At 67.9% G+C, this 20,515-nt stretch carries 19 protein-coding genes; 14 read left to right on the forward strand and 5 right to left on the reverse strand.

Annotation, left to right across the window (positions count from 1 at the left end; all coding sequences use genetic code 11):
* Positions 1-46 precede the first annotated feature (46 nt).
* From FB473_RS07340 to FB473_RS07385, 10 genes are all read left to right on the forward strand, one after another.
* Positions 47-1,621: an acyl-CoA carboxylase subunit beta gene (locus tag FB473_RS07340; protein WP_167166043.1), complete on the forward strand. Its 1,575-nt coding sequence runs from the start codon at positions 47-49 to the stop codon at positions 1,619-1,621.
* A gap of 3 nt (positions 1,622-1,624) precedes the next feature.
* Positions 1,625-2,005, forward strand: coding sequence for an OadG family transporter subunit (locus FB473_RS07345; protein ID WP_167166045.1), 381 nt, complete (start codon positions 1,625-1,627; stop codon positions 2,003-2,005).
* 2 nt (positions 2,006-2,007) lie between these two features.
* Complete coding sequence (locus tag FB473_RS18440) at positions 2,008-2,523, forward strand: biotin/lipoyl-containing protein (RefSeq protein ID WP_167166047.1); 516 nt, start codon at positions 2,008-2,010, stop codon at positions 2,521-2,523.
* 2 nt (positions 2,524-2,525) lie between these two features.
* Entirely contained in the window at positions 2,526-3,647 is a 1,122-nt protein-coding gene (locus FB473_RS07355) for a sodium ion-translocating decarboxylase subunit beta (RefSeq protein ID WP_167166049.1), read from the forward strand.
* A 143-nt stretch (positions 3,648-3,790) separates the two neighbouring features.
* Complete coding sequence (locus tag FB473_RS07360) at positions 3,791-5,296, forward strand: Hsp70 family protein (RefSeq protein ID WP_167166051.1); 1,506 nt, start codon at positions 3,791-3,793, stop codon at positions 5,294-5,296.
* 66 nt (positions 5,297-5,362) lie between these two features.
* Positions 5,363-6,511 carry a CE1758 family FMN-dependent luciferase-like monooxygenase gene (locus FB473_RS07365; protein WP_167166053.1) on the forward strand — a complete coding sequence of 383 codons (1,149 nt, stop codon included), beginning with the start codon at positions 5,363-5,365 and terminating at the stop codon, positions 6,509-6,511.
* A 42-nt stretch (positions 6,512-6,553) separates the two neighbouring features.
* Complete coding sequence (locus FB473_RS07370; RefSeq protein WP_208390472.1) at positions 6,554-7,174, forward strand: CE1759 family FMN reductase; 621 nt, start codon at positions 6,554-6,556, stop codon at positions 7,172-7,174.
* Positions 7,175-7,417: 243 nt separating this feature from the next.
* Positions 7,418-8,407 (forward strand): rhomboid family intramembrane serine protease, encoded by a 990-nt coding sequence (locus FB473_RS07375; RefSeq protein WP_167166055.1) that lies wholly within the window; start codon positions 7,418-7,420, stop codon positions 8,405-8,407.
* A 99-nt stretch (positions 8,408-8,506) separates the two neighbouring features.
* A complete protein-coding gene (ppk2, locus tag FB473_RS07380; protein ID WP_167166057.1) occupies positions 8,507-9,412 on the forward strand; it encodes a polyphosphate kinase 2 in 906 nt (301 codons plus the stop codon).
* Positions 9,413-9,499: 87 nt separating this feature from the next.
* Positions 9,500-10,303, forward strand: coding sequence for a PP2C family protein-serine/threonine phosphatase (locus tag FB473_RS07385; protein ID WP_167166059.1), 804 nt, complete (start codon positions 9,500-9,502; stop codon positions 10,301-10,303).
* 2 nt (positions 10,304-10,305) lie between these two features.
* Here FB473_RS07385 and FB473_RS07390 read toward each other — a convergent pair whose 3' ends face one another.
* Together FB473_RS07390 and FB473_RS07395 are read right to left on the reverse strand one after the other, a co-directional pair.
* On the reverse strand, positions 10,306-10,929 hold the full coding sequence (locus FB473_RS07390) for an L-threonylcarbamoyladenylate synthase (protein WP_167166061.1): 624 nt from the start codon (positions 10,927-10,929) through the stop codon (positions 10,306-10,308).
* A gap of 36 nt (positions 10,930-10,965) precedes the next feature.
* Positions 10,966-11,388, reverse strand: coding sequence for a pilus assembly protein TadE (locus FB473_RS07395; protein WP_167166063.1), 423 nt, complete (start codon positions 11,386-11,388; stop codon positions 10,966-10,968).
* Positions 11,389-11,519: 131 nt separating this feature from the next.
* On the opposite strand from FB473_RS07395, the gene FB473_RS07400 reads away from it, so the two are divergent.
* Complete coding sequence (locus tag FB473_RS07400) at positions 11,520-12,737, forward strand: pyrophosphate--fructose-6-phosphate 1-phosphotransferase (RefSeq protein ID WP_167166065.1); 1,218 nt, start codon at positions 11,520-11,522, stop codon at positions 12,735-12,737.
* A gap of 75 nt (positions 12,738-12,812) precedes the next feature.
* On the opposite strand, the gene FB473_RS07405 is transcribed toward FB473_RS07400, so the two are convergent.
* Positions 12,813-13,889, reverse strand: coding sequence for a YhjD/YihY/BrkB family envelope integrity protein (locus FB473_RS07405; protein ID WP_167166067.1), 1,077 nt, complete (start codon positions 13,887-13,889; stop codon positions 12,813-12,815).
* A 288-nt stretch (positions 13,890-14,177) separates the two neighbouring features.
* The gene (locus FB473_RS07410) at positions 14,178-15,611 is read right to left on the reverse strand and encodes a phosphoglucomutase/phosphomannomutase family protein (protein ID WP_167166069.1); all 1,434 of its coding nucleotides are present in this window, start codon (positions 15,609-15,611) and stop codon (positions 14,178-14,180) included.
* Between the two features lie 226 nt (positions 15,612-15,837).
* On the opposite strand from FB473_RS07410, the gene FB473_RS07415 reads away from it, so the two are divergent.
* Both FB473_RS07415 and FB473_RS18445 read left to right on the forward strand, forming a co-directional pair.
* The gene (locus tag FB473_RS07415; RefSeq protein WP_167166071.1) at positions 15,838-16,677 is read left to right on the forward strand and encodes a nucleotidyltransferase family protein; all 840 of its coding nucleotides are present in this window, start codon (positions 15,838-15,840) and stop codon (positions 16,675-16,677) included.
* On the forward strand, positions 16,674-17,876 hold the full coding sequence (locus tag FB473_RS18445; RefSeq protein WP_167166072.1) for a galactokinase family protein: 1,203 nt from the start codon (positions 16,674-16,676) through the stop codon (positions 17,874-17,876). The genes FB473_RS07415 and FB473_RS18445 overlap by 4 nt, the downstream gene beginning before the upstream one ends.
* A 47-nt stretch (positions 17,877-17,923) precedes the next feature.
* Here FB473_RS18445 and FB473_RS07425 read toward each other — a convergent pair whose 3' ends face one another.
* Entirely contained in the window at positions 17,924-19,093 is a 1,170-nt protein-coding gene (locus FB473_RS07425) for an ROK family protein (RefSeq protein ID WP_167166074.1), read from the reverse strand.
* A gap of 396 nt (positions 19,094-19,489) precedes the next feature.
* On the opposite strand from FB473_RS07425, the gene FB473_RS07430 reads away from it, so the two are divergent.
* Entirely contained in the window at positions 19,490-20,506 is a 1,017-nt protein-coding gene (locus FB473_RS07430) for a Gfo/Idh/MocA family protein (RefSeq protein WP_167166076.1), read from the forward strand.
* The last annotated feature ends 9 nt before the right edge of the window (positions 20,507-20,515 follow it).

The raw sequence follows: 20,515 nt of genomic DNA on the forward strand, positions 1-20,515 counted from the left end.
CATACGCGTCCGAGAGGCGCCAAAATTCTGCAACAGCGAGGTGACAATGACTGACACCGTGACGCCAGAGCAGTCGTCCAACGACCATCTGACGACACTGCGCGCGATGCGCGAGAAGGCCATTCAAGGGGGTGGAACCAAACGCATCGAGGCGCAGCACGCCAAGGGGAAGATGACAGCGCGTGAGCGGCTGTCCATTCTGTTGGACGAGGGCTCCTTCCAGGAGCTCGGTGCTTTGGCCACCCATCAACTGACCGACTTCGGCATGGACGACAAGCGCTTTCCCGGCGACGGCGTCATCACCGGATTCGGCAAGATCAACGGTCGCCGCGTGGCGGTCTACGCGCAGGACTTCACGGTGCTGGGCGGCTCCTTCAGCCAGGTCCAGGCCCAGAAGATCAACAAGATCCAGGATCTGGCTCTGGAAAGCGGTATCCCGATCGTGGGTCTGAACGACTCCGGCGGCGCCCGCGTCCAGGAGGGCGTCCGCAGCCTCGCCGCCTACGGCGAGGTCTTCCAGCGCAACGTGGCCTCCTCGGGCGTCATCCCGCAGATCAGCCTGATTATGGGCCCCTGCGCGGGCGGAGCCGTCTACTCCCCGGCGTTGACCGACTTCACGGTCATGGTCGACACCACGTCGAACATGTTCCTGACCGGGCCGGAGATCGTCGCGTCGGTGACCGGAGAGCAGGTGACGGCCGAGGAGCTCGGCGGTGCTGCCGTGCACGCCGGCCGCAGCGGTGTGGCCCAGTTCGAGGCCCGCAGCGAGGTGGAGGCACTGGAGCTGACCAAGCTGCTCCTGAGCTACCTTCCGTCGAACACCTCCGAGGACGCGCCCACGCTGGTCACCGATGACTCGCCCGACCGCATGGACGACAACCTGAACGAGCTCGTCCCCGACGACGACCGCAAGGCCTACGACATGCGCGACGTCCTCGACGCCGTGTTCGACGCGGACAGCATTCTCGAGGTGCACCAGTCGTTCGCACCGAACGCCATCGTCGCGTTCGCGCGGCTCGACGGCCGTCCGGTCGGCATCGTGGCCAATCAGCCTATGGTGATGTCCGGCGTCCTCGACATCGACTCGTCCGACAAGATCAGCCGCTTCATCCGCATCTGCGACGTCTACTCCATCCCGATCATCACGTTCGTGGACTGCCCGGGATATCTGCCGGGCGTCGAGCAGGAGTACAACGGTGTGATCCGCCACGGCGCGAAGATCATCTACGCCTACTGCCAGTCGACCGTGCCGAAGATCTCGGTGGTCACCCGCAAAGCGATCGGCGGCTCGTACGTGGCGTTGAGCTCCAAGCAGATGGGCGCCGATGTGGCGTTCGCCTGGCCCACCGCCCAGATCGCGGTCATGGGCCCGGAGGGGGCAGCGCGCTTGCTGCATGGCAAGGCGATCAAGGCGTCCGAGGATCCGGCCGCCACCGAGGCGGAGTTCATCGCGGAATACCGGGAGCGTTTCTTCAACCCGTACCGCGCTGCCGATCTCGGACAGATCGACGAGGTCATCGAGCCCCGCGAGACACGACCCCGGTTGGTGCGTGCGCTCGAGGTGCTGCAGACCAAGGTCTCGACCGCTGTGCCCAAGAAGCACGGCCTGTTCCCGGTGTAAGCCATGGAGGACTTTTTCTGGAGTCTTGAGATGACCGTGGTGGGCATGGGAACGGTGTTCCTGATGCTCATCATCCTGATGATCGCCCTGATCCTGGTCGGCAGGATCGACACCCTCCGGAAGACGAAGGTCGCAGAGGTCGAGGAGGCGCCCGCGAGTGTGGCGCCCGCCGCGCCCGTCCCGGCCATCGAGTTCCGCGACCCGAGCGGTTTGACGCGCGACCAGATCGCGGCGATCACGGTCGCCGTCGCCACCCACGCCGAAGTGCGCCGCAAGCAGGGTGCCCCTGTCAATCGCGTCCATGCTCCCGGTTCTCGCCTGTGGGCGAGCCGTTGGGTGTCGATGGGACGCTCTTCCCAGATGCGCAACACCCAGAGGAGATGACCGTGCGTCGATACACAGTCACTGTCAACAACAATCCGTATGAGATCGACGTCGAAGAGGTCAGCGCCTCCCAGTTCCAGGTGCAGATCGACGGCAAGCTCGTCGACGTCGAACTGACGTCGCAGCAGGACGCCGCCGACGCGCTGATCGCCCCGCAGATCGAGGCGTCCCACAGGTCGCTCAGCGATCCCCCGACGGGCGTCGGGGTCGCCGTGGCCACCGCCCCGAAGGTTCCCGCAGCATTGCGGTCGGAGAATCCGCGCACACCGTCGCCGGCCGTTGCGGGAGGAACCGATCTGGCCTACTCCATGAGTGCTCCGATGCCGGGGGTCATCCTGGACGTCAACGTGACCGCCGGGGCCCAGGTCGCCAAGGGCGACGTGGTCATGGTGCTCGAGGCCATGAAGATGAAGAACGAACTGCATGCCAGCCGCACCGGCGTGATCGAGGACGTCCTCGTCGCCTCGGGTGAACAGGTGAAGTATGGCCAGTTGCTGCTGCGGTTCGTGAAGGACTGAGAATGGACCAATCCACTGTCGAGAACCTTCTGCGCGGCGTTCTGAACGTGCAGTGGCAGGGACTCGTGATGATCGCCGTCGGCCTCCTGCTGGTCTGGCTGGCGATCGCCAAGGAGTACGAGCCTCTCCTGCTGCTCCCGATCGGTGCCGGCTGCATCCTGGCCAACCTCCCCGTGTCGATGATGGTCGGGGAACACGGGATGCTCACCGTCTTCTACGACGTCGGCGTCGGTAACGAGCTGTTCCCGTTGCTGATCTTCATCGGCATCGGGGCGATGACCGACTTCGGTCCGCTGCTCGAGAATCCCAAGATGGTGTTGCTCGGGGCGGCGGGACAGTTCGGCATCTTCCTGACGCTGATCCTGGCCATCCTGCTCGGCTTCGATCGCAACGAGGCCGCTTCCATCGGCATCATCGGCGCGATCGACGGACCCACGTCCATCTATGTGTCGGGCAAGCTGGCACCCAACCTGCTGGGCCCGATCACGGTCGCTGCGTACAGCTACATGTCGCTGGTGCCGATCATCATGCCGCCGATCATGCGGCTGCTGACCACCAAGCACGAGCGCACCATCCGCATGCCCTACTCGCAGCGCGAGATCAGCCAGCGCACCCGGATCATCTTCCCGATCGCCGTCACCATTCTGGTCGGGATCCTGGTGCCGTTCGCCCTGCCGTTGATCGGCAGCCTGATGCTCGGCAACCTGATGCGCGAGTCCAAGGTGGTCGAGCGGCTCACCGGAGCGGCCCAGAACGAGATGAACAACGTCGTCACGCTGTTCCTCGGCCTGGCCATCGGCTCCACGATGGTGGGCGAGGACTTCATCCAGCTGCAGACCCTGTTCATCCTGGTGCTGGGGCTCATCGCCTTCTGCCTCGACACCGCGACCGGCGTCCTGTTCGGCAAGCTCATGAATGTCGTGAGCCGGGGCAAGTTCAACCCGCTGATCGGCGCGGCCGGCATCAGCGCGTTCCCGATGGCCGCACGCGTCGTGCAGCGCGAGGTCTCCCGCGAGGACGACGGCAACTTCGTCCTCATGCACGCCATGGGGGCGAACGCGGCCGGGCAGGTAGCCTCCGCGGTTGCCGGCGGTGTGCTGCTGGCCCTCATGGGCACGTACTGACAAGCGAGGTCGCCCACGACACCACCACGATGCCGGGGCCGGTTCCACAAGGGATCCGGCCCCGGCATCGTGTCGTACCGGTGCGGTCCCCGGCTGGTGGCAGGTGACGTGGCTGGTGGGACCCGGGCCGATAGGGTGTCGGTATGCAGCTGGGCATCGACTTCGGAACCACGCGGACCATCGTGGCGCACGCTGATCGTGGCAACTTCCCGGTCGTGGCGTTCATGGACGAGGGCGGCGACGCCCATGAATACGTCCCTTCCCTTGTCGCGCTGACCGACGACGGGTTGGTGAGCGGTTTCGCCGCCCAGCGTGCCCGGGCCGCAGGGGCCCCCGTCCTGCGGTCGTTCAAGCGTGCGCTGGCCTCCCCTGCCGTCAACACCTCCACGCTGGTCCACCTGGGTTCGACCCAGGTGCGCCTGCTCGAGGTGCTCACCGTGTTCCTGCGCGACCTGCTGGTCGCCCTGCACCATTCGTCGACGGTCGGTCCCCTGCTCCACGACGATCCACTCGGCCAGGTCGTGATCGCGGTTCCCGCCCACGCTCACAGCGCCCAGCGGTACCTGACCCTGGAGGCGTACCGCCAAGCGGGCTTCAGCGTCGCCGCGATGATGAACGAGCCCTCGGCGGCGGGGTTCGAGTACACCCACCGGCTGCGCTCCGCCGTCAGCGCCAAACGCACCCGGTTGGTGGTCTACGACCTCGGGGGCGGCACGTTCGACGCCTCGCTGGTGTCGATCCACGACCGCAGCCACGCGGTGCTGGGCTCCATCGGCATCAACCGCCTGGGTGGTGACGACTTCGACGTCGTCCTGGCTGATCTGGCGTGTGAGCTGGCCGGCGTCGGCCCTGACGCGCTGGGCCTGGAACGTTACTTCCAGCTGCTGGCCGACGCGCAGGCGGCGAAGGAGCAACTGTCGCCGCAGTCGAAGCGCATCGTCCTCGATGTCGCCGACACCACGGTCACGATCCCGGTGGCCGACTACTACGAGGCCGTCACTCCGCTCGTCGAGCAGTCGGTGGCGGCCATGGCGCCGCTCGTCGACGGGCTGGACGACGGCGACCCCGACCTCAGCCAGATCGCGGGACTGTACCTGGTCGGTGGTGCGAGTTCGCTTCCCCTCGTGCCCCGCCTGCTGCGCGAGACCTTCGGACGCCGGGTGAACCGCTCACCGTTCCCCGCCGCGTCCACGGCCATCGGCCTGGCCATCGCCGCTGATCCGGGCTCGGGATACACCCTTTCGGATCGCCTGTCCCGCGGCTTCGGCGTGTTTCGCGAGGCCGAGTCCGGCGAGCGGCTGCGATTCGACTCCATCTTCGACCGCGACGCCGTCCTGGGCCATGAGCAGCGGGTCGAGCGGCGCTACCGCGCGGTTCACAACGTGGGCTGGTACCGGTTCGTGGAGTACGCCGAGCTTGCCGATGCTCAGCCGGTCGGCGATATCGTCCCCTTCGACGATGTGTTGTTCCCCTTCCAGACCGACCTGCAGCGTTCGGGGCTCGACCTGAGGACGATCCCGGTCGAACGCGTCGGGGAAGGCGACCTCATCAACGAGTCGTATGTGATCGACCGCAACGGCATCGTCTCGGTGACCATCACCGATCTCGATACTGGATACAGCCTGACGAGGCAGCTCGGCCTCAGCTGACGACCGGGGAATAGCCCCGTGGGCCCGGATGTTAAATAGTTGAATCTTCTACTACCGGGAGCCATCGTGTCCGTTCAGATCGGCGTCTTCAGCGTCAGCGACATCACCACCGACCCCACCACGGGTCTCACCCCCACCGAGCACGAGCGTATCCGCGCCGAAGTCGCGATCGCCCGCAAGGCCGAAGAGATCGGCCTCGACGTCTTCGCGATCGGCGAGCACCACAACCCGCCGTTCTTCAGCTCGTCGCCCACGACCACGCTCGCCTACATCGCTGCCCAGACTTCGCGACTCGTCCTGTCGACGTCGACGACCCTGATCACCACGAGCGACCCGGTGAAGATCGCCGAGGACTTCGCGATGCTGCAGCACCTGTCGGACGGGCGCACCGACCTCATGCTGGGCCGCGGCAACACCGGCCCGGTCTACCCCTGGTTCGGCCAGGACATCCGCAACGGCATCTCCCTGGCCATCGAGAACTACGCGCTGCTGCACCGCCTGTGGCGCGAGACCGACATCGACTGGGACGGTCACTTCCGCAGCCCGCTCGCCGGCTTCACCTCCACCCCGCGTCCGCTCGACGGCGTCGCCCCGTTCGTGTGGCACGGCTCGATCCGCAGCCCAGAGATCGCCGAACAGGCCGCCTACTACGGTGACGGGTTCTTCCACAACAACATCTTCTGGCCGATGGAGCACACCGCGCGGATGGTCGACCTGTACCGACGCCGCTACGAGCACTACGGCCACGGCGCCTACCACCAGGCGATCGTCGGCCTCGGCGGCCAGTTCTTCATGCGACGCAACTCGCAGGACGCATGGCGCGAGTTCCAGCCGTACTTCGACAACGCCCCGGTGTACGGGCACGGGCCGAGCATGGAGGACTTCACCGCGCAGACGCCGCTCACCGTCGGCAGCCCCCAGCAGGTGCTGGAGCGCACCTTGTCGTTCCGGGACGCCGTCGGCGACTACCAGCGCCAGCTGTTCCTCCTCGACCACGCCGGGCTACCGCTCAAGACTGTGCTGGAGCAACTCGACCTGCTGGGTGAGATCCTGCCCGACCTTCGCAAGGGGTACGCCGAGGGCCGCCCGGCCGATGTCCCGGACGCCCCCACGCACGCCTCGCTGGTCGCTGCAGCCGGTGGCGCGCACGACTCGACCGTCCACGCGGCGGCCGACGACGTGACCGGCACCTCCGATCGCGACACCGTCGCCTGACCCGGCATCAGTGACCGTCATCTTCCGACTGGAGGCGAAATCGTGAACATCGTGGTGATCAGCGCGGGGGCCGGGAGCCCCTCGTCCACCCGCAAGCTCGCCGACCGCATGGCCGGCGTGGTCGCCGAGCAACTGCCCGGCGCGTCTGTCGTGACCATCGACGTCCGGGAGCTCGCCGGTGATCTGGTGACCGCGATGACCTCAGGCCTTCGCAGTGAGCCCGTCCGCCAGGCGCTCGACCAGGTGTCGCACGCCGACGGGGTGATCGCCGTCACGCCGGTCTTCAACGCGGCGTACTCGGGGCTGTTCAAGCTGTTCTTCGACGTGCTGGACGAGGGCAGCCTGCGCGGCGTCCCCGTGCTGCTGGGTGCGACCGGCGGCACGGCCCGGCACAGCCTGGCCATCGACCAGTCGATGGTTCCGTTGTTCTACTACCTGCGAGCCGTCCCCTTGCCGTCACCCGTGTTCGCGGCCACCGACGACTGGGCCGATCCGCACTCCCTCGACTCGAGGGTCCGGGAAGCGGTCGGCTTGTTCGTCGCCGCGCTGTCGGGCGGCGCGCAGGCCCCGGCACGCCCGCGCACCACGCAGGACGACGACTTCGATCCCGGAGGCGACTTCGAGGAGATGCTCAAGAAGGTGCACGAGACCGGCACCTGGTGAGGCAGAGGCGGCGGTGAAGCCGAGCAAGGCTCCCGCCCGGCTTCACGCGGGCCGCGTGACCTCGCGCGGGTCCCAGAGTTTCCCGCGGGCCGTACACCGCCCGCGGGAGCACACGGCACTCGCGTGAATGACACGGCACCCGCGGGAACCGGGTGCCGTCCCGTCGCCTGGTTCCGGGGACGATCCGCACAGGGGACGAGCCCGGCCTGTGGCCGGGCTGTGGCCCGGCGGTAGGCTGGGTGAATGGACGAGAACGGCACCGACGACTACTCGAGGTGGCCCGACTTCATCCCGCCCGAATTCGAGCAGTCCCCGGACGAGGCGCCGGGAAAGCCCGACGAGCCGGTGCGGCCCGTCGTCCCGCCCGGAGGCACTGCCTCACAACAGCCGCCCGCGACGGCCGCGCCGGGCCCGTCGTCCCGCCCCTGGCAGCCCGACGCCGGCCAGTCGTTCCGACGCTCCCCCGGGTCGGCACCGTGGCCGCCCAGCGCCGGCGGATACCAACCCCCGCGCGTGATCCCTCCGTCGCATCCGTCGATGCACGGCCGGATGGTGTTCCGCAGGGCAGGCGACAAACCCTCTGTGACCAGCGTCATCATCGGGATCTGCGTGGTCGTGTGGATGCTGCAGAACGTGTCGTACCAGGTGAACGACATGGTCACGCTGATCCCGGCGCTCGGGGCCCAAGAGCCCTGGCGGTTCCTCACCTCAGCCTTCGCCCACGCACCCCGGTCACTGACCCACATCGGTTTCAACATGCTCGCACTGTGGCTGCTGGGCCGAATGCTGGAGCCGCTGCTGGGACACGCGAAGTTCCTCGCCATCTACCTGATCTCGGCACTGGGCAGTGGCGCACTGTTCGTCCTGCTCGCGTTCCCGCCCAGCCAAGGGGCCGGCGGCTACGGAACCAACTGGTACTCCGGCGTGGTGGGGGCTTCCGGCGCGGTTTTCGGGCTGTTCGGCGCCTTGCTGGTCATCACGCTCATCCAGAAGGGTGACGTGAAGCCCATCCTCATCCTCCTGGGGCTCAATGCGGCGATGGCCGTGCTCGTCCCGGGAATCGCCTGGCAAGGCCACCTGGGCGGGTTCCTCGCGGGGCTCGCCGCCACCGGTGTGCTGGCGCTCGACGCCCGGCGCGCCGCCATGCGGAAGCCGTCTCTGGTATGGCCGGGGCTCGCGATCGTCGCCGTGGTCATCGTCCTCGCGGTGGTGGCCAAGTACTCCCTCGTGTGAACCCTGGGGAAACTCTGGGGGAAGCCTTGCCGTCCTGGGCCGACAACGGGCTTCGTGACCGCTAGGGTCCCTGCGGATGGGTCGTCGTGAGGAGGGGGCATGGACCAACGCGAGTTCCGGGAGTACATCGACTGGCTCAGGGCCGGCGGATACACCGTCCTGCACGACATCACCGGGTCCGATCCCGATCTGATCACTCCTGAGGGCAGCGCGATCGACACCTGGCGCGACGATTACCCGTACGACAATCGCCTGGACCGCGAGGCATATGAGGCCGAGAAATACTCCCTGCAGGTCGAGCTCATCAAGTTCCAGGACTGGACGCGCGAGACCGGCACCAGGCACATCGTCGTCTTCGAAGGACGCGATGCGGCGGGCAAGGGTGGGACGATCAAGCGGTTCTCCGAGCACCTGAACCCTCGGTACGCGCGCATCGTGGCCCTGCCCAAGCCGAACAGGCGAGAGCGCGGGCAGTGGTTCCTGCAGCGCTACATCGAGCACTTCCCCACCGCCGGCGAGATCGTCCTGTTCGACCGGTCCTGGTACAACCGGGCGGGGGTCGAGCCCGTCATGGGGTTCTGTAGCCCGGACGACTACCAGCGATTCATGCGGGAGGCGCCGGCGTTGGAGGAGATGCTCATCGAGTCGGGCACTTCGCTGACGAAGTTCTACCTGGCCGTCACCCGCAACGAGCAGCGGACGCGCTTCGCCATCCGCCAGCTCGACCCGGTGCGTCGCTGGAAGCTGTCACCCATGGACGTCGCATCCCTCGGTAAATGGGACGAGTACACAGCCGCCGCCGAGCGCATGTTCGAGCAAACCGACACCGAGCTGGCCCCCTGGACATGGATCAACGCGAACGACAAGAAGCGCGGACGCCTCAACGCCATGCGGGCCTTCCTCGACAAGTTCGACTACACCGACAAGGATCCGTCGGTCGTCTTCGCTCCCGATGAGCTGCTGGTCAAGCGCGGACGCGACACGTTGAGGACGCTGGCACCGTAGCTCCGACTCGATGCCGACAGGGCGCCGGGCCGCAGCGAGCACGCCCCGAATTGCGCGCTCGCTTGCCTGTCGGACTATCGTCGTGCCATGGAACCCACCTGTCTGTGGCACCTCGACGTGGGTGCGCGTTCGGATGTGGGGCCGCGCCGACGCGAGAACCAGGATTCCGGCTTCGTCAGCGACCGGATGCTGTTGATAGCCGACGGCGTCGGAGGCGCACCCGCCGGCGATGTGGCTTCGTCCACGGTCGTGGCCAATTTGGCCGCAGGCCTGTCGCGCATCGAATCCTGCGGCGAGCAGCGGTTGCGCGACCAGGTGTCCGCTGCCAACTCGGTGCTGCACACCACGATGCAGGCCGACCAGGACGTGCAGGGCATGGCCACCACGTTGACGGGGCTCGTGCTGTGCGGCGGGCAGGCGTTCGTCGTCCACCTCGGCGACTCGCGTGCCTACCGGCTGCGCGACGGGCGGTTGGAGCAGGTCACCACCGACGATTCCTGGGTGCAGATGCTCATCGACGAGGGCCTGCTGGCCCCCGAGGACGCGCCCCGGCATCCGATGCGTCACCTGCTCCTGCACTCGTTGTCCGGGAGCCTGGCCGACCCCGGCTACGTGCATGTCTGGCCGGTCGACGTCCGGCTCGGCGACCGGTGGGTGCTGACCACCGACGGGCTGACCGACTACCTACCGGAGGTGGTGCTGGCCACCATCGTCGCATCCACACCCGATCCGCGCGTCGCCGCCGACGCTCTCGTGGACGAGTGCTTTGCCGCCAGCCTCGACAACATCACGGTGCTCGTCGCCGACATCGCCGAGGGCGAGCCGTCGGGTCGCGGCCAGTATCTGGGCGCTGCCGCCGCAGATCCTCTCGCCCCGCCCCGGGCGGGCTGACCTCAGGCCTCGAAGGGCGACGGGTCTCCCCCACCGACGCGCACCACATCGGGAGAGCTGTCGGTCAGGTCGACCACGGTGGTCGGTTCGGAGCCGACGTCACCCGAGTCCAGCACCGCGTCCAGCACGTGCCCGAGTTCCTCGCTGATCGTCCAGCCGTCGTCCATGGGTTCCTCGTGACCGGGCAGGATGAGCGTGGACGACGCCAGGGGCTCACCCAGCGTGTCCAGCAGGGCGAGTGCGGTCGTGTGCTGCGGCACCCGCACACCGATCGTCTTCCGCCGGGCGTGCTGCATCGCGCGCGGCACCTCGCGGGTGGCCGGCAGGATGAAGGTGTACGGGCCGGGGGTCACCGACTTGATCGCACGGAACGCCCAGTTGTCGAGCTGGACGTATCGTCCGACCTGGGCGAAGTCGCTGACCACCACGGTGAAATTGTGGTGGGCATCCACCTGCCGGATGTGACGGATCCGCTCGACCCCCGAGTGGTTGCTGAACAGCGAACCGAGCGCGAAGCCGGAGTCCGTCGGATAGGCGATGACACCGCCGTCGCGCAGGATCGCCGCGGTCTGATCCAGCGCACGCGACTGCGGGTTTTGGGGGTTCACGTCGAAGTAGCGGGCCATTCCCCCAGAGTAGGTCAGTTGTGGCCGCTGCGTTCGTCAACGCGGACGCAGCTCGACGACCGCCGATCCCCGGGCAGGCAACGTGTCGACGCCGATGAGGGAGAGAAAGGTCGTCGCCACGGACGTCTCGGTCGTCACCGTCAGGCGACCATCGGCGTCCACGGTGGCCGAACCGCTCATTCCTGCGTGCGCCGCTACCACCGACCGGGCGGCCGTGGTGGCCGTTGCGGCCCCGTCCTGCCCGCTGATCACCAGGGGTGCCGCGGCATCGAGCCCCGCACGGGCCGCCTGCGCCGCGACCGCCTCGGCTCGCCGGTCCGCGGCCGCCTTGGACGCGCCGTCGATCGCCAGCCCGCAGACGAGCAGCAACGACGGAACGAGCAGGGCGAAGAGCACCGACAGGCTCATGCCGCGCGAGGCGCGAGCCGCTACACGTGCGGGGACGGACACGGCGGTCATGGTGACTCCTCGGGCAGGGGTGAGGACCGTGGGCGAGTGACAGTCTGCCATCCAGCTGGCTCGTTGTTGCCCGCCGCCCACAGCTAGGCTGGGAGGCGAACGCCCGGACAACGAAGAAAGGTACGTTTCCCATGGTCAACAAGGTCGCGCTGCTCACTGCCGGTGGCTTCGCCCCCTGCCTGTCGTCGGCTGTCGCCGGCCTTATCAAGCGGTACACCGAGGTGGCTCCGGCCGTCGAGATCATCGCGTACCGATACGGGTACGAGGGTCTGCTCAAGGGCGACTCGATCCCGGTCACGCAGGCGGTCCGCGACAATGCGGAACGTCTGTACGCGTTCGGGGGCTCCCCCATCGGGAACTCGCGGGTCAAGCTCACCAACGTGGCCGATCTCGTCAAGCGCGGTCTGGTCGCCGAGGGCCAGGACCCGCTGGAGGTGGCCGCGAAGCAGCTGGTTGCCGACGGTGTCGACGTGCTGCACACCATCGGTGGGGACGACACCAACACCACGGCCGCCGACCTGGCGGCCTACCTCGCCGGAAACGACTTCAACCTCACCGTCGTGGGGCTGCCGAAGACCATCGACAACGACATCGTCCCGGTTCGGCAGTCGCTCGGTGCCTGGACCGCTGCCGACGAGGCGGCGAACTTCGCCAAGAACGTGATCGCCGAGCACAACTCGGCACCCCGCGAGCTCATCATCCACGAGATCATGGGACGCAACTGCGGCTACCTGGCTGCCGAGACCGCGCGTCGTTACCGTGCCTGGCTGGACGAGCAGGAATGGCTGCCCGAGATCGGTCTGTCCCGCGAGGCCTGGGACGTGCACGCCGTGTACGTGCCCGAGGCCGCCCTCGACATCGACGCGGAGGCCGCGCGTCTGCGGGCGATCATGGACCGTGTCGGCAATGTCAACATCTTCCTGTCGGAGGGTGCCGGCGTCACCGAGATCGTCGCGCAGCTGGAGCAGGCGGGCGAGGAGGTGCCCCAGGACGCCTTCGGCCACGTCCAGATCGACAAGATCAACCCGGGGGCCTGGTTCGGCAAGCAGTTCAGCAAGCTCATCGGAGCCGGCAAGACGATGGTGCAGAAGTCCGGCTACTTCAGCCGCTCGGCTGCGTCCAACCCGGAGGACCTCGAACTCATCGGACGCACCTGCGTCCTGGCGGTGGACGCCGCCCTGGCGGGGACCCCGGGTGTCGTGGGGCAGGACGAGGAGGCCGGCGACGTGCTGTCGGTGATCGACTTCCCGCGGATTGCCGGTCACAAGCCCTTCGACGTGACGCAGCCCTGGTTCGTCGAGCTCAGCGAGCAGATCGGTATGCCGGCTCCTCGCGTCGCGGCGCACTGACGCGGAACCCCGAGGACGTGGTCCCGGGGTGGCGAGCCGGACGAGGGCCCTCACGGGCCGCGCGTCCGGCTCGCGTCATGACGTCGTGTCGTCGCCGGGCCTGCGCGTGTCATCGGGCTCGGCGACGTGGTCCGGCTCGGTGACAGCCGTGTCGTCCGCCGGAGGTTCGATGCCCCGGCGGGCGCGATCGGCGTCGGCCGACTCCCAGTGGTACTCGGCCATCACGGTGTCGTCCCGGTCGCGCAGGATCGCGTCCGCGGGGTTGTAGCGGCGTGCCATCGCCGGCTGGTTCCACGTTGCGATCCATGCGGCGAAGAACAAGATGAGTCTGGCGAACACGTTGATGAACAGCATCGCCACGATCACCGGCCCGAAGATCTGCGTGGCCCGGTTGGTCGTGAACATGGTGGTCAGCAGACTGGCTGCGGCCTGCAGGACGACGAAGCAGACGGCCGCGGCGAGCGATCCCCGCACGATCGCCGTGCGAGGCGCCGGTTCCTCGGGCAGGAAGCGGAAGATCAGCAGGAACAGGATGGTCGCGCCGACCAGCGAGAGCGCGAAGGACGCGCCCTGCACCAGACCCTGCGAGATCGTCTCCACCGACAGCCAATCGGCGACACGACCTGCGAGGTGGGTGCCGACAACGGTCGCAGCGAACGTGACGCCGACCAGCAGCAGGAGCGCCAGAAGGAGCACGACGTTGATCAGGGGCTCCAGCAGCGGGGTGTGCCGACGTTCGGTCATGTCGAAATCGGGTCGGCCCAGGGCCCGGATCGCTCCCTTGACGTTGGCGATCCATCCCTGGCCGGCGAACAGCGCCAGCAGCGCCGCGAACAACCCCACGCTGCGCCAGTTGGTGAGGTAGTCCTCGACGAGGAACAGCACGTCCTCCTGGAGCGGGCCGGCGTTGAGGTTCGCGGTGATGAACGCCTTGGTGGAATCGAGCCACTCCGGCCGCAGGACGGTGAGGGTCAGCCCGACCGCCGAAAACGCGAACATGAGCACCGGCACGATCGCGGTGACGCTGAAGAAGGCGATGGCAGCGGCGAGTTGGTTGCCCAGACGGGCGTTGTACCGGTCGAAGGCGCGCAGCAGGTGTGCCGTCGCGGGCGTCGCATACGCCCACCGGACCGCCCGCCGCAACCAGTTCACCCGTTCATCATTCCAGCCGCGGCGGGCCTGTTCAGGGTGCCGTGCCGCGCGAGCCGCCTCTGGAGGGGGGCTCCCGCGCGGGTGCCGTGCCGCTCACGCGGGTCTCGCATCCTCGCGCGGGCCTCGTGTTACTCACGCGAGTCTCGCGTCCTCGCGCGGGTGGTGTACGGCCCGCGGCAGGAAGCGGCGCCCGCGCGAGGTCAGGCGGGCCGCATGGGCATCGCGTTCGTGACCGGGCCGACCGAGCCGACCGGCCGAGAGCCGGGCCCGGGGTCAGACCTCTCTGGCCTAGGCGGAGGCGCCGGATCCGTCCAGCCCGAAGCAGCTGGCGACGAGCTCGACGTTCTCGCGGGCCGCATCGAGTGTCGGCATCTCCGAGAACACCCGCAGCAACGGCTCGGTGCCCGAGAACCGGATGACGACCCACCCGCCGTTCTCGAAGTAGACCTTGCAGCCGTCCTGGTAACTCACGTGGTCGATCTTCTCGGGGAAAGCCGGGAGCTCCTTGCGCTCGAACAGGCGATCTGTCAGCTCGACCCTGCGGTGCGGGGTGAACGAGTAGGCGGTCTCGATCATCTCGAGGCTGCCGTACTCGGCGACGATGTCGTCCCACAGCTCACTGAGCCGGCGTTTGCTGGAGGCGATCATCTCGACCAGCAGCGACGCGGCGTAGACGCCGTCCTTGCCGGCGATGTGCCCGCGCACCGTGAGACCACCGGAGGACTCCCCGCCGATGACGGCGTCCGTCTCGGCCATCTTGGCGCTGATGTATTTGAAGCCGACGGGAACCTCGTGGCACTCCTGCCCGTACCGAGCCGCGACGCGATCGAGCAGGCTGGTCGTGGCGATGTTGCGGACCACCGGCCCCTGCCAACCCTTGCCCGCCAGCAGGTAGCGGTAGAGCAGGACGAGGATCTGGTTCGCCGACAGGTAGTTCCCCTTGTCGTCGATGATGCCGAGCCGGTCGGCGTCGCCGTCGGTGGCGATTCCGAGATCGGCATGCCGCTCGAGGACCTCGCGGCGCAGGCCGTGCAGGTTGTCGACGTTCGGGGAGGGCAGCCGGCCGCCGAAGAGCGGGTCGTGACGCGAGTTGATCACGTCCACGTCGCACCGGGCGGTCATCAGGATCGTCTGCAGGCAGGTCTGGGAGACGCCGAACATCGGGTCGAGGACGACCTTCAAGTGGCTGTGCCGGATGACCTCGGTGTTGAGCTGGGCGAGGATCGAGTCGATGTACCAGTTCATCGAGCGCTGGATCGTGAGCAACGGCGAGTCTTCCAGCTCGTAGTCGGCCACCGCGCGCACATCGTCCGGTGTGAGCCCGTTGATGCCGTCCTGCAGCGACCGGGTCACCTCGACGTCCGCGTCGCGGCCGCCCTCGGTGAACACCTTGATGCCGTTGTAGATCGCGGGGTTGTGGGACGCGGTCACCGCCAGCCCGTAGGCGCAGTCCTTGTTGCGCGTCGTCCACATGATCATGGGCGTCGGCGCCGGTCGGTCGACCAGCGTCACCGGGATCTGGTTGGCGACCAGCACCGCGGCCGCCCACCTCGCCGCGTCCCCCGAGAGGAACCTACGGTCGTAGCCGATGACGACGCCACGTTGCGCGACGTTCTCCGCGAGGATCCTGTTCGCCAGACCCTGGGCGAGCAGCCGCACGTTCTGTTTGGTGAATCCGTCGGCGATGATGGCTCGCCAACCGCCTGTTCCGAACTCGATCATGGCGCCACAGTAGGCAGGGGGTGCCCGGGGCGGTAGACGTGCGCAGCGTCCGTGATCAATCGGTCAACCGTTGTGCGCGACCGACGGCGCTCCTTCGCTGGTTTCTTGCTCTGACGAGGAACGACGCACCGCAACCCCGTTCGGTCGGCGACAGCCGAGGTGATCGATCGCGCAGCAGCGGTGCTCGCGTGGGGTGCTCGCGCCGCTCCGCTCCTACTATGCGGGCATGACCGGAGTGCAGCCGACGAAAGCGGTGGTCCTGGCGCGTGGGCTGGGAACGCGCATGCGCAGGGCCGGAACGGCGCTCAGCGCCGCCCAGGCGAGGATCGCCGACATGGGCCTCAAGGCCATGATGCCGATCGGACAGGAGGAACAGGCCGGCATAGGTGGACGTCCCTTCGTCGACTACGTCATCAGTGCACTGGCCGATGCCGGGATCATCGACGTCTGCCTGGTCATCGGGCCCGAGCATCAACTGGTGCGCGACTACTACACGGCCGTGAGACCGGAACGGGTGGCCATCCACTACGCCGAGCAGACCGAGCCCCTGGGCACCGGTGACGCCGTCCGCGCGGCCGAGGCGTTCGCGGGCGACGATCGGTTCGTCATGGTCAACTCCGACAACTACTACTCCGCGTCCTCGCTGCGCCTGCTGGCCGCGGCTCCGGGCACCGCGCTCGTCGGTTTCGACGCCGCCACCATGGTTGCCCGGTCGAACATCCCCGCCGAGCGCCTCGCGTCCTTCGCGATCGTCGACACCGACGCTCACGGTCATCTCGTGGACATCCTCGAGAAGCCCTCTCCCGATGAGCTGCGGGCGCGCGGGGAACACGCGCTCGTCTCGATGAACTGTTTCCTGTTCTCCCCCAGCATCTTCCCCGCGTGCGCCTCCATCGGACGATCGCCACGGGGCGAGTACGAGATCGTCGACGCCGTCCGAGCGCTGGTGAGCGCCGGGGAGGCGGTGAGCGTCGTACGGGCCGACGACGCGGTGCTCGATCTGTCGGGGCGCAGCGACGTGCCGGCCGTCATGGCCGCCCTCGACGGGCAGGACGTACGCCTGTGAGCGGCGCGGCGTGGTTCGCACCCGGACGCATCGAGGTGCTCGGGAAGCACACCGACTACGCGGGCGGCAACGTGCTCGTGTGCGCCATAGACAAGGGGGTATCCGTGTGGGCCGAGCCCGGCACGGACGCCGTCGAGGCACGCAGCTCGGCCTCTGCCGATCGGGTGCATCTTCGCGCCGGCACCCCGTCGGGGCTGCCGCAGGGTCATTGGGGACGCTACCTGCAGACCGTGGTCGACCGGCTTGCCTCGAACTTCGCGAGCCTGGCGCCCGCCAGGCTGACGATCGAGTCGGATCTGCCGTTGGCCAGCGGCATGAGCAGTTCGTCGGCCCTCGTCGTCGCGTGCGCCCTCGCACTCGCCCGGATGAACGGCTTCGACGAGGACGAGCGCTGGACGCGGGCGATCCGCGGCCCCGTCGACCTCGCGGGATACCTCGCGACGATCGAGAACGGCCGATCCTTCGGCGACCTGGCGGGCAGCCGCGGCGTGGGAACGCTGGGCGGGTCGGAGGACCACATCGCCATGCTATGCAGCGAACCCGACCGGCTCGGGCTCTTCTCGTTCGCTCCCCCACGGCTCGTCGAGCGGGTTCCCCTGGCCGACGACCTCGCGTTCGTGGTGGCGATCAGCGGCGTCCGGGCCGAGAAGACGGGAAGCGCCCGGGAGGCGTACAACCAGGCGTCCAGCGGAGCCGCGGAGATACTCCGGCGCTGGAACCAGGCCACCGGGCGGTCGGACGACAGCCTCGCGCAGGCCGTCGGCTCCGGTGACGATGCGGGCGAGCGTCTCGAACGGCTGGTGGCCGATGACGACCGGCTCACCGGCAGGCTGGCCCAGTTCGTCCACGAGTCCGCCGAGCTCGTTCCCGGCGCCGCCCACGCCCTGGCAGCCGCCGACCTGGACGAGTTCGGACGCCTGGCGGCGGCATCCCAGCGGTGGGCCGCCGAAGGCCTGGTCAACCAGGTGCCCGAGACGCGAGCCCTGGTGGAGCTGGCCGGCGGCCTCGGAGCGCACGCGGCGTCCAGCTTCGGAGCCGGCTTCGGCGGAAGCGTGTGGGCACTGGTCGGCGCGACGGACGCGCCGGGCTTCTCCCGGGCGTGGCTCGGCGCGTACCTCGGCCGATTTCCCGAGCACACGGGCGAGGCCTCGACGATCGTCACCCGGCCCTCGGGGGCGGCACACCCCTTGTTCCCGTGACCTCCGGAGCCTTGTCGGGACCGCAGGGTGGTCGTCCGCGAGAGGCCCTAGAGACGCTGGCGGTACAGCTTGGACAGCACCAGACCGGTGGCACCCAGGATGGTCGTCAGGTCGGGTTGGTCGGCGAACAGAACCCGCGGAGCGGGTGCACGTCGCGGAGAGGCTCTCACGAGTTGTTCCTCAACGGCCTGGCGCACCGATTCCCCGGACGCGGCCACGTCCCCGTGCATGATGTAGGTGCCCAGGCCGAGCAGTTGCTCGAGGTTGGCGAGTCCCAGGGCGATCGACCGGGCATAGCGGTCGAGGAGTTCCTTGTGGCGGACGCTGCCCGCCGCCGACCCCTCGCACAGGGACGCAGCCGTGATGTTCGCGGCATCGGGCAGGCCGAGGGTGATGGCCTGGTCGCGGAGCCAGCCGAGCGTGGCCACCGTCTCCCAGCAGCCGCGCCGGCCGCACGGGCATTGCAGGCCGTTCATGTCCACGACCATGTGGCCCGCCTCTCCCCCGGCTCCCCTGATGCCGCGCTCCACCTGCCCACCCAGCACGTACCCGGCGCCGAGCACCTCGCCGGTCACGACGGAGGCGAAGCTGTCGAGGTCGCGTCCCAGGCCGAACCATGCGTCGCCGAGGGCCTGGATCCGTGGGTGGTGGTCGACGAACACCGGGGCGCCGAACCGCTTCGTCAGACTCGCCGCGACCGGCATCCGGTTGACCGAGGGACGCCGGTAGTTCTCCAGCAGCACGCCGTCGGTGGTGTCGACCATGCCCGCGAATGCCGCCCCGATCCCGACCATGCGGCGGTCGCCGAACACGGACTGGCAATGTTCGAGCACCGTCGCGCTGAGGTCGGGACGATCGTGAGCGGTCAGGTCGATGCCGTCGATCACGCGGATGGTGCCGTCCATCCCGAGCACGGCGGCTATCAGTTCGTCCGGTGAGAGGAAGACCGCCCCCACCGAGTGCCCGGTACCGAACCACAGGGGACGACTCGGTTTGCCTCCGGAACGTCCGGGCATGCGGGGCGCCTGCTCGACGAGCACCTCCTCGTCCAACAGCGGTTGCACGACGGCGCTGATGGTCGAGCGGCTCACACCCAGGTGTTGGGCGAGTTCGGTGCGGCTCTGGGGGCCGTGCACGTACAAGAGCCGGATCAGGCGCGCCCTGTTGGCATCGCCGACATGTGATGAACTGAGCAGCATGTCATGAGCCGTGGGCACGTCGAATCCTTTCTGTTTTTCCGATCGGGCTATACATTAACCCCGTTGTCATGGCGGCCATCATCCGCCGCCATCGCGCTCGTCCGGCGCGTTGCGCCCCGAATCGTTGTCGGTTCGCTTGTCGGAGGCGAAGCGGAGATTGTTTCGTTCTTGTTACGGATACGATCTCAAGAACCTCACTTTCCACGGGAAGCCGGTACGGTGCAGCGCCGCCGCGATCTTCCGATGCCGAGAGTCCGACCTTGTCAGGGCAGGCTCACGCTGACCAATTGTACGGGGGATTCAGGTTTTACCTAACCGTAATCCAGGTTTGTAGCCGTCTAGCCCAAACCCATCTATGATTCTAGACAATCTCCTTGGGAAAGACCTCATGGGATAGGGAATGTGGAGGTCCAAATGGTCGACCCGGTACGCGTCGCGATTGTCGGCGGCGGAATCCGTGGATCCATCTTCGCGCGTGTCGTGGGTGAACACCCACGTGCCGAACTCGCCGGAATCTGCGAACCGGCACCCCCGGTCGCCGAGCGTCTCGCGTCGGAATTCGACACTCCGATCGTGGGTAGCGTCGACGAACTGCTCGACAAGCACGCGCCGGATGCCGTCATCATCGCGACCCCGGACTTCGCGCACGTGGAGGTGGGACTGGCCGTCCTCGGACGCGGTCTCCACGCGATGTTCGAGAAGCCCCTGGCCACCACGGTCGAGGAGGCCGGCGTCCTTCGCGACGCGGCGAGCGCCTCACCCGGCAAGGTGATGGTGGGATTCGAGAACCGGTGGAACCCGAAGTTCCAGGCCGTCAAGCGGCTGATGGGGCAGGCCGGAGCACCGCTGATCGCTCAGCGGATCCTGCTGCAGGACACCGAGTTCGTGCCGCGGCAGATGCTGTCGTGGGCAGGACGCTCCACCCCGGGGTGGTTCCTGTTCCCTCACACCCTCGACATGGCCATGTGGTTGTCCGGGGCACGGCCGGTGGAGGCCTACGCACGCGGCGTCCGCAAGGTGCTCGCCCCCGACGGCATCGACACCTGGGACCGGATCTCCGCGACGATCCTCATGTCGGACGATTCGATCGTCACCCTCGACTCGGGTTGGGTCCTCCCGGAATCCAGGCCCGCGGTCTTCCAGTTCCACTACGAGGTCGAGGCCAAGGGCGCCCTCTACGACATCACGATCGACGATTCCGGCATCACCCACTACAGCGCCGACCGCGCCTCGTACGTGGGCACCCCGGACACCGATTCACGGGGCCGCCTCGTGGGGGCGCACATCGACATGATCCGGGACTTCATCGACCTGTGCGACGGACAGGACGTGGAGACTCCCGATATCGAGCAGGGCTACGAGGTGACGATGGCCATCGCGGCCATCCACGAGTCCCTGCGCACCAATGCCAACGTCAGAATCCGCTACTGACGAGGAAGG

The organism is Brooklawnia cerclae, assembly GCF_011758645.1.
In the GTDB taxonomy this organism is placed as follows: domain Bacteria; phylum Actinomycetota; class Actinomycetes; order Propionibacteriales; family Propionibacteriaceae; genus Brooklawnia; species Brooklawnia cerclae.

What these genes read in the sequence shown, in the direction of transcription:
- FB473_RS07375 (WP_167166055.1), top strand. Translation starts at nt 7,418, where the DNA reads ATGGACGAGAACGGCACCGACGACTACTCGAGGTGGCCCGACTTCATC.
- FB473_RS07345 (WP_167166045.1), top strand. Translation starts at nt 1,625, where the DNA reads ATGGAGGACTTTTTCTGGAGTCTTGAGATGACCGTGGTGGGCATGGGA.
- FB473_RS07395 (WP_167166063.1), bottom strand. Translation starts at nt 11,388, where the DNA reads ATGACCGCCGTGTCCGTCCCCGCACGTGTAGCGGCTCGCGCCTCGCGC.
- FB473_RS07410 (WP_167166069.1), bottom strand. Translation starts at nt 15,611, where the DNA reads ATGATCGAGTTCGGAACAGGCGGTTGGCGAGCCATCATCGCCGACGGA.
- FB473_RS07390 (WP_167166061.1), bottom strand. Translation starts at nt 10,929, where the DNA reads ATGGCCCGCTACTTCGACGTGAACCCCCAAAACCCGCAGTCGCGTGCG.
- ppk2 (WP_167166057.1), top strand. Translation starts at nt 8,507, where the DNA reads ATGGACCAACGCGAGTTCCGGGAGTACATCGACTGGCTCAGGGCCGGC.
- FB473_RS07415 (WP_167166071.1), top strand. Translation starts at nt 15,838, where the DNA reads ATGACCGGAGTGCAGCCGACGAAAGCGGTGGTCCTGGCGCGTGGGCTG.
- FB473_RS07340 (WP_167166043.1), top strand. Translation starts at nt 47, where the DNA reads ATGACTGACACCGTGACGCCAGAGCAGTCGTCCAACGACCATCTGACG.
- FB473_RS07385 (WP_167166059.1), top strand. Translation starts at nt 9,500, where the DNA reads ATGGAACCCACCTGTCTGTGGCACCTCGACGTGGGTGCGCGTTCGGAT.
- FB473_RS07355 (WP_167166049.1), top strand. Translation starts at nt 2,526, where the DNA reads ATGGACCAATCCACTGTCGAGAACCTTCTGCGCGGCGTTCTGAACGTG.
- FB473_RS07360 (WP_167166051.1), top strand. Translation starts at nt 3,791, where the DNA reads ATGCAGCTGGGCATCGACTTCGGAACCACGCGGACCATCGTGGCGCAC.
- FB473_RS07430 (WP_167166076.1), top strand. Translation starts at nt 19,490, where the DNA reads ATGGTCGACCCGGTACGCGTCGCGATTGTCGGCGGCGGAATCCGTGGA.
- FB473_RS07400 (WP_167166065.1), top strand. Translation starts at nt 11,520, where the DNA reads ATGGTCAACAAGGTCGCGCTGCTCACTGCCGGTGGCTTCGCCCCCTGC.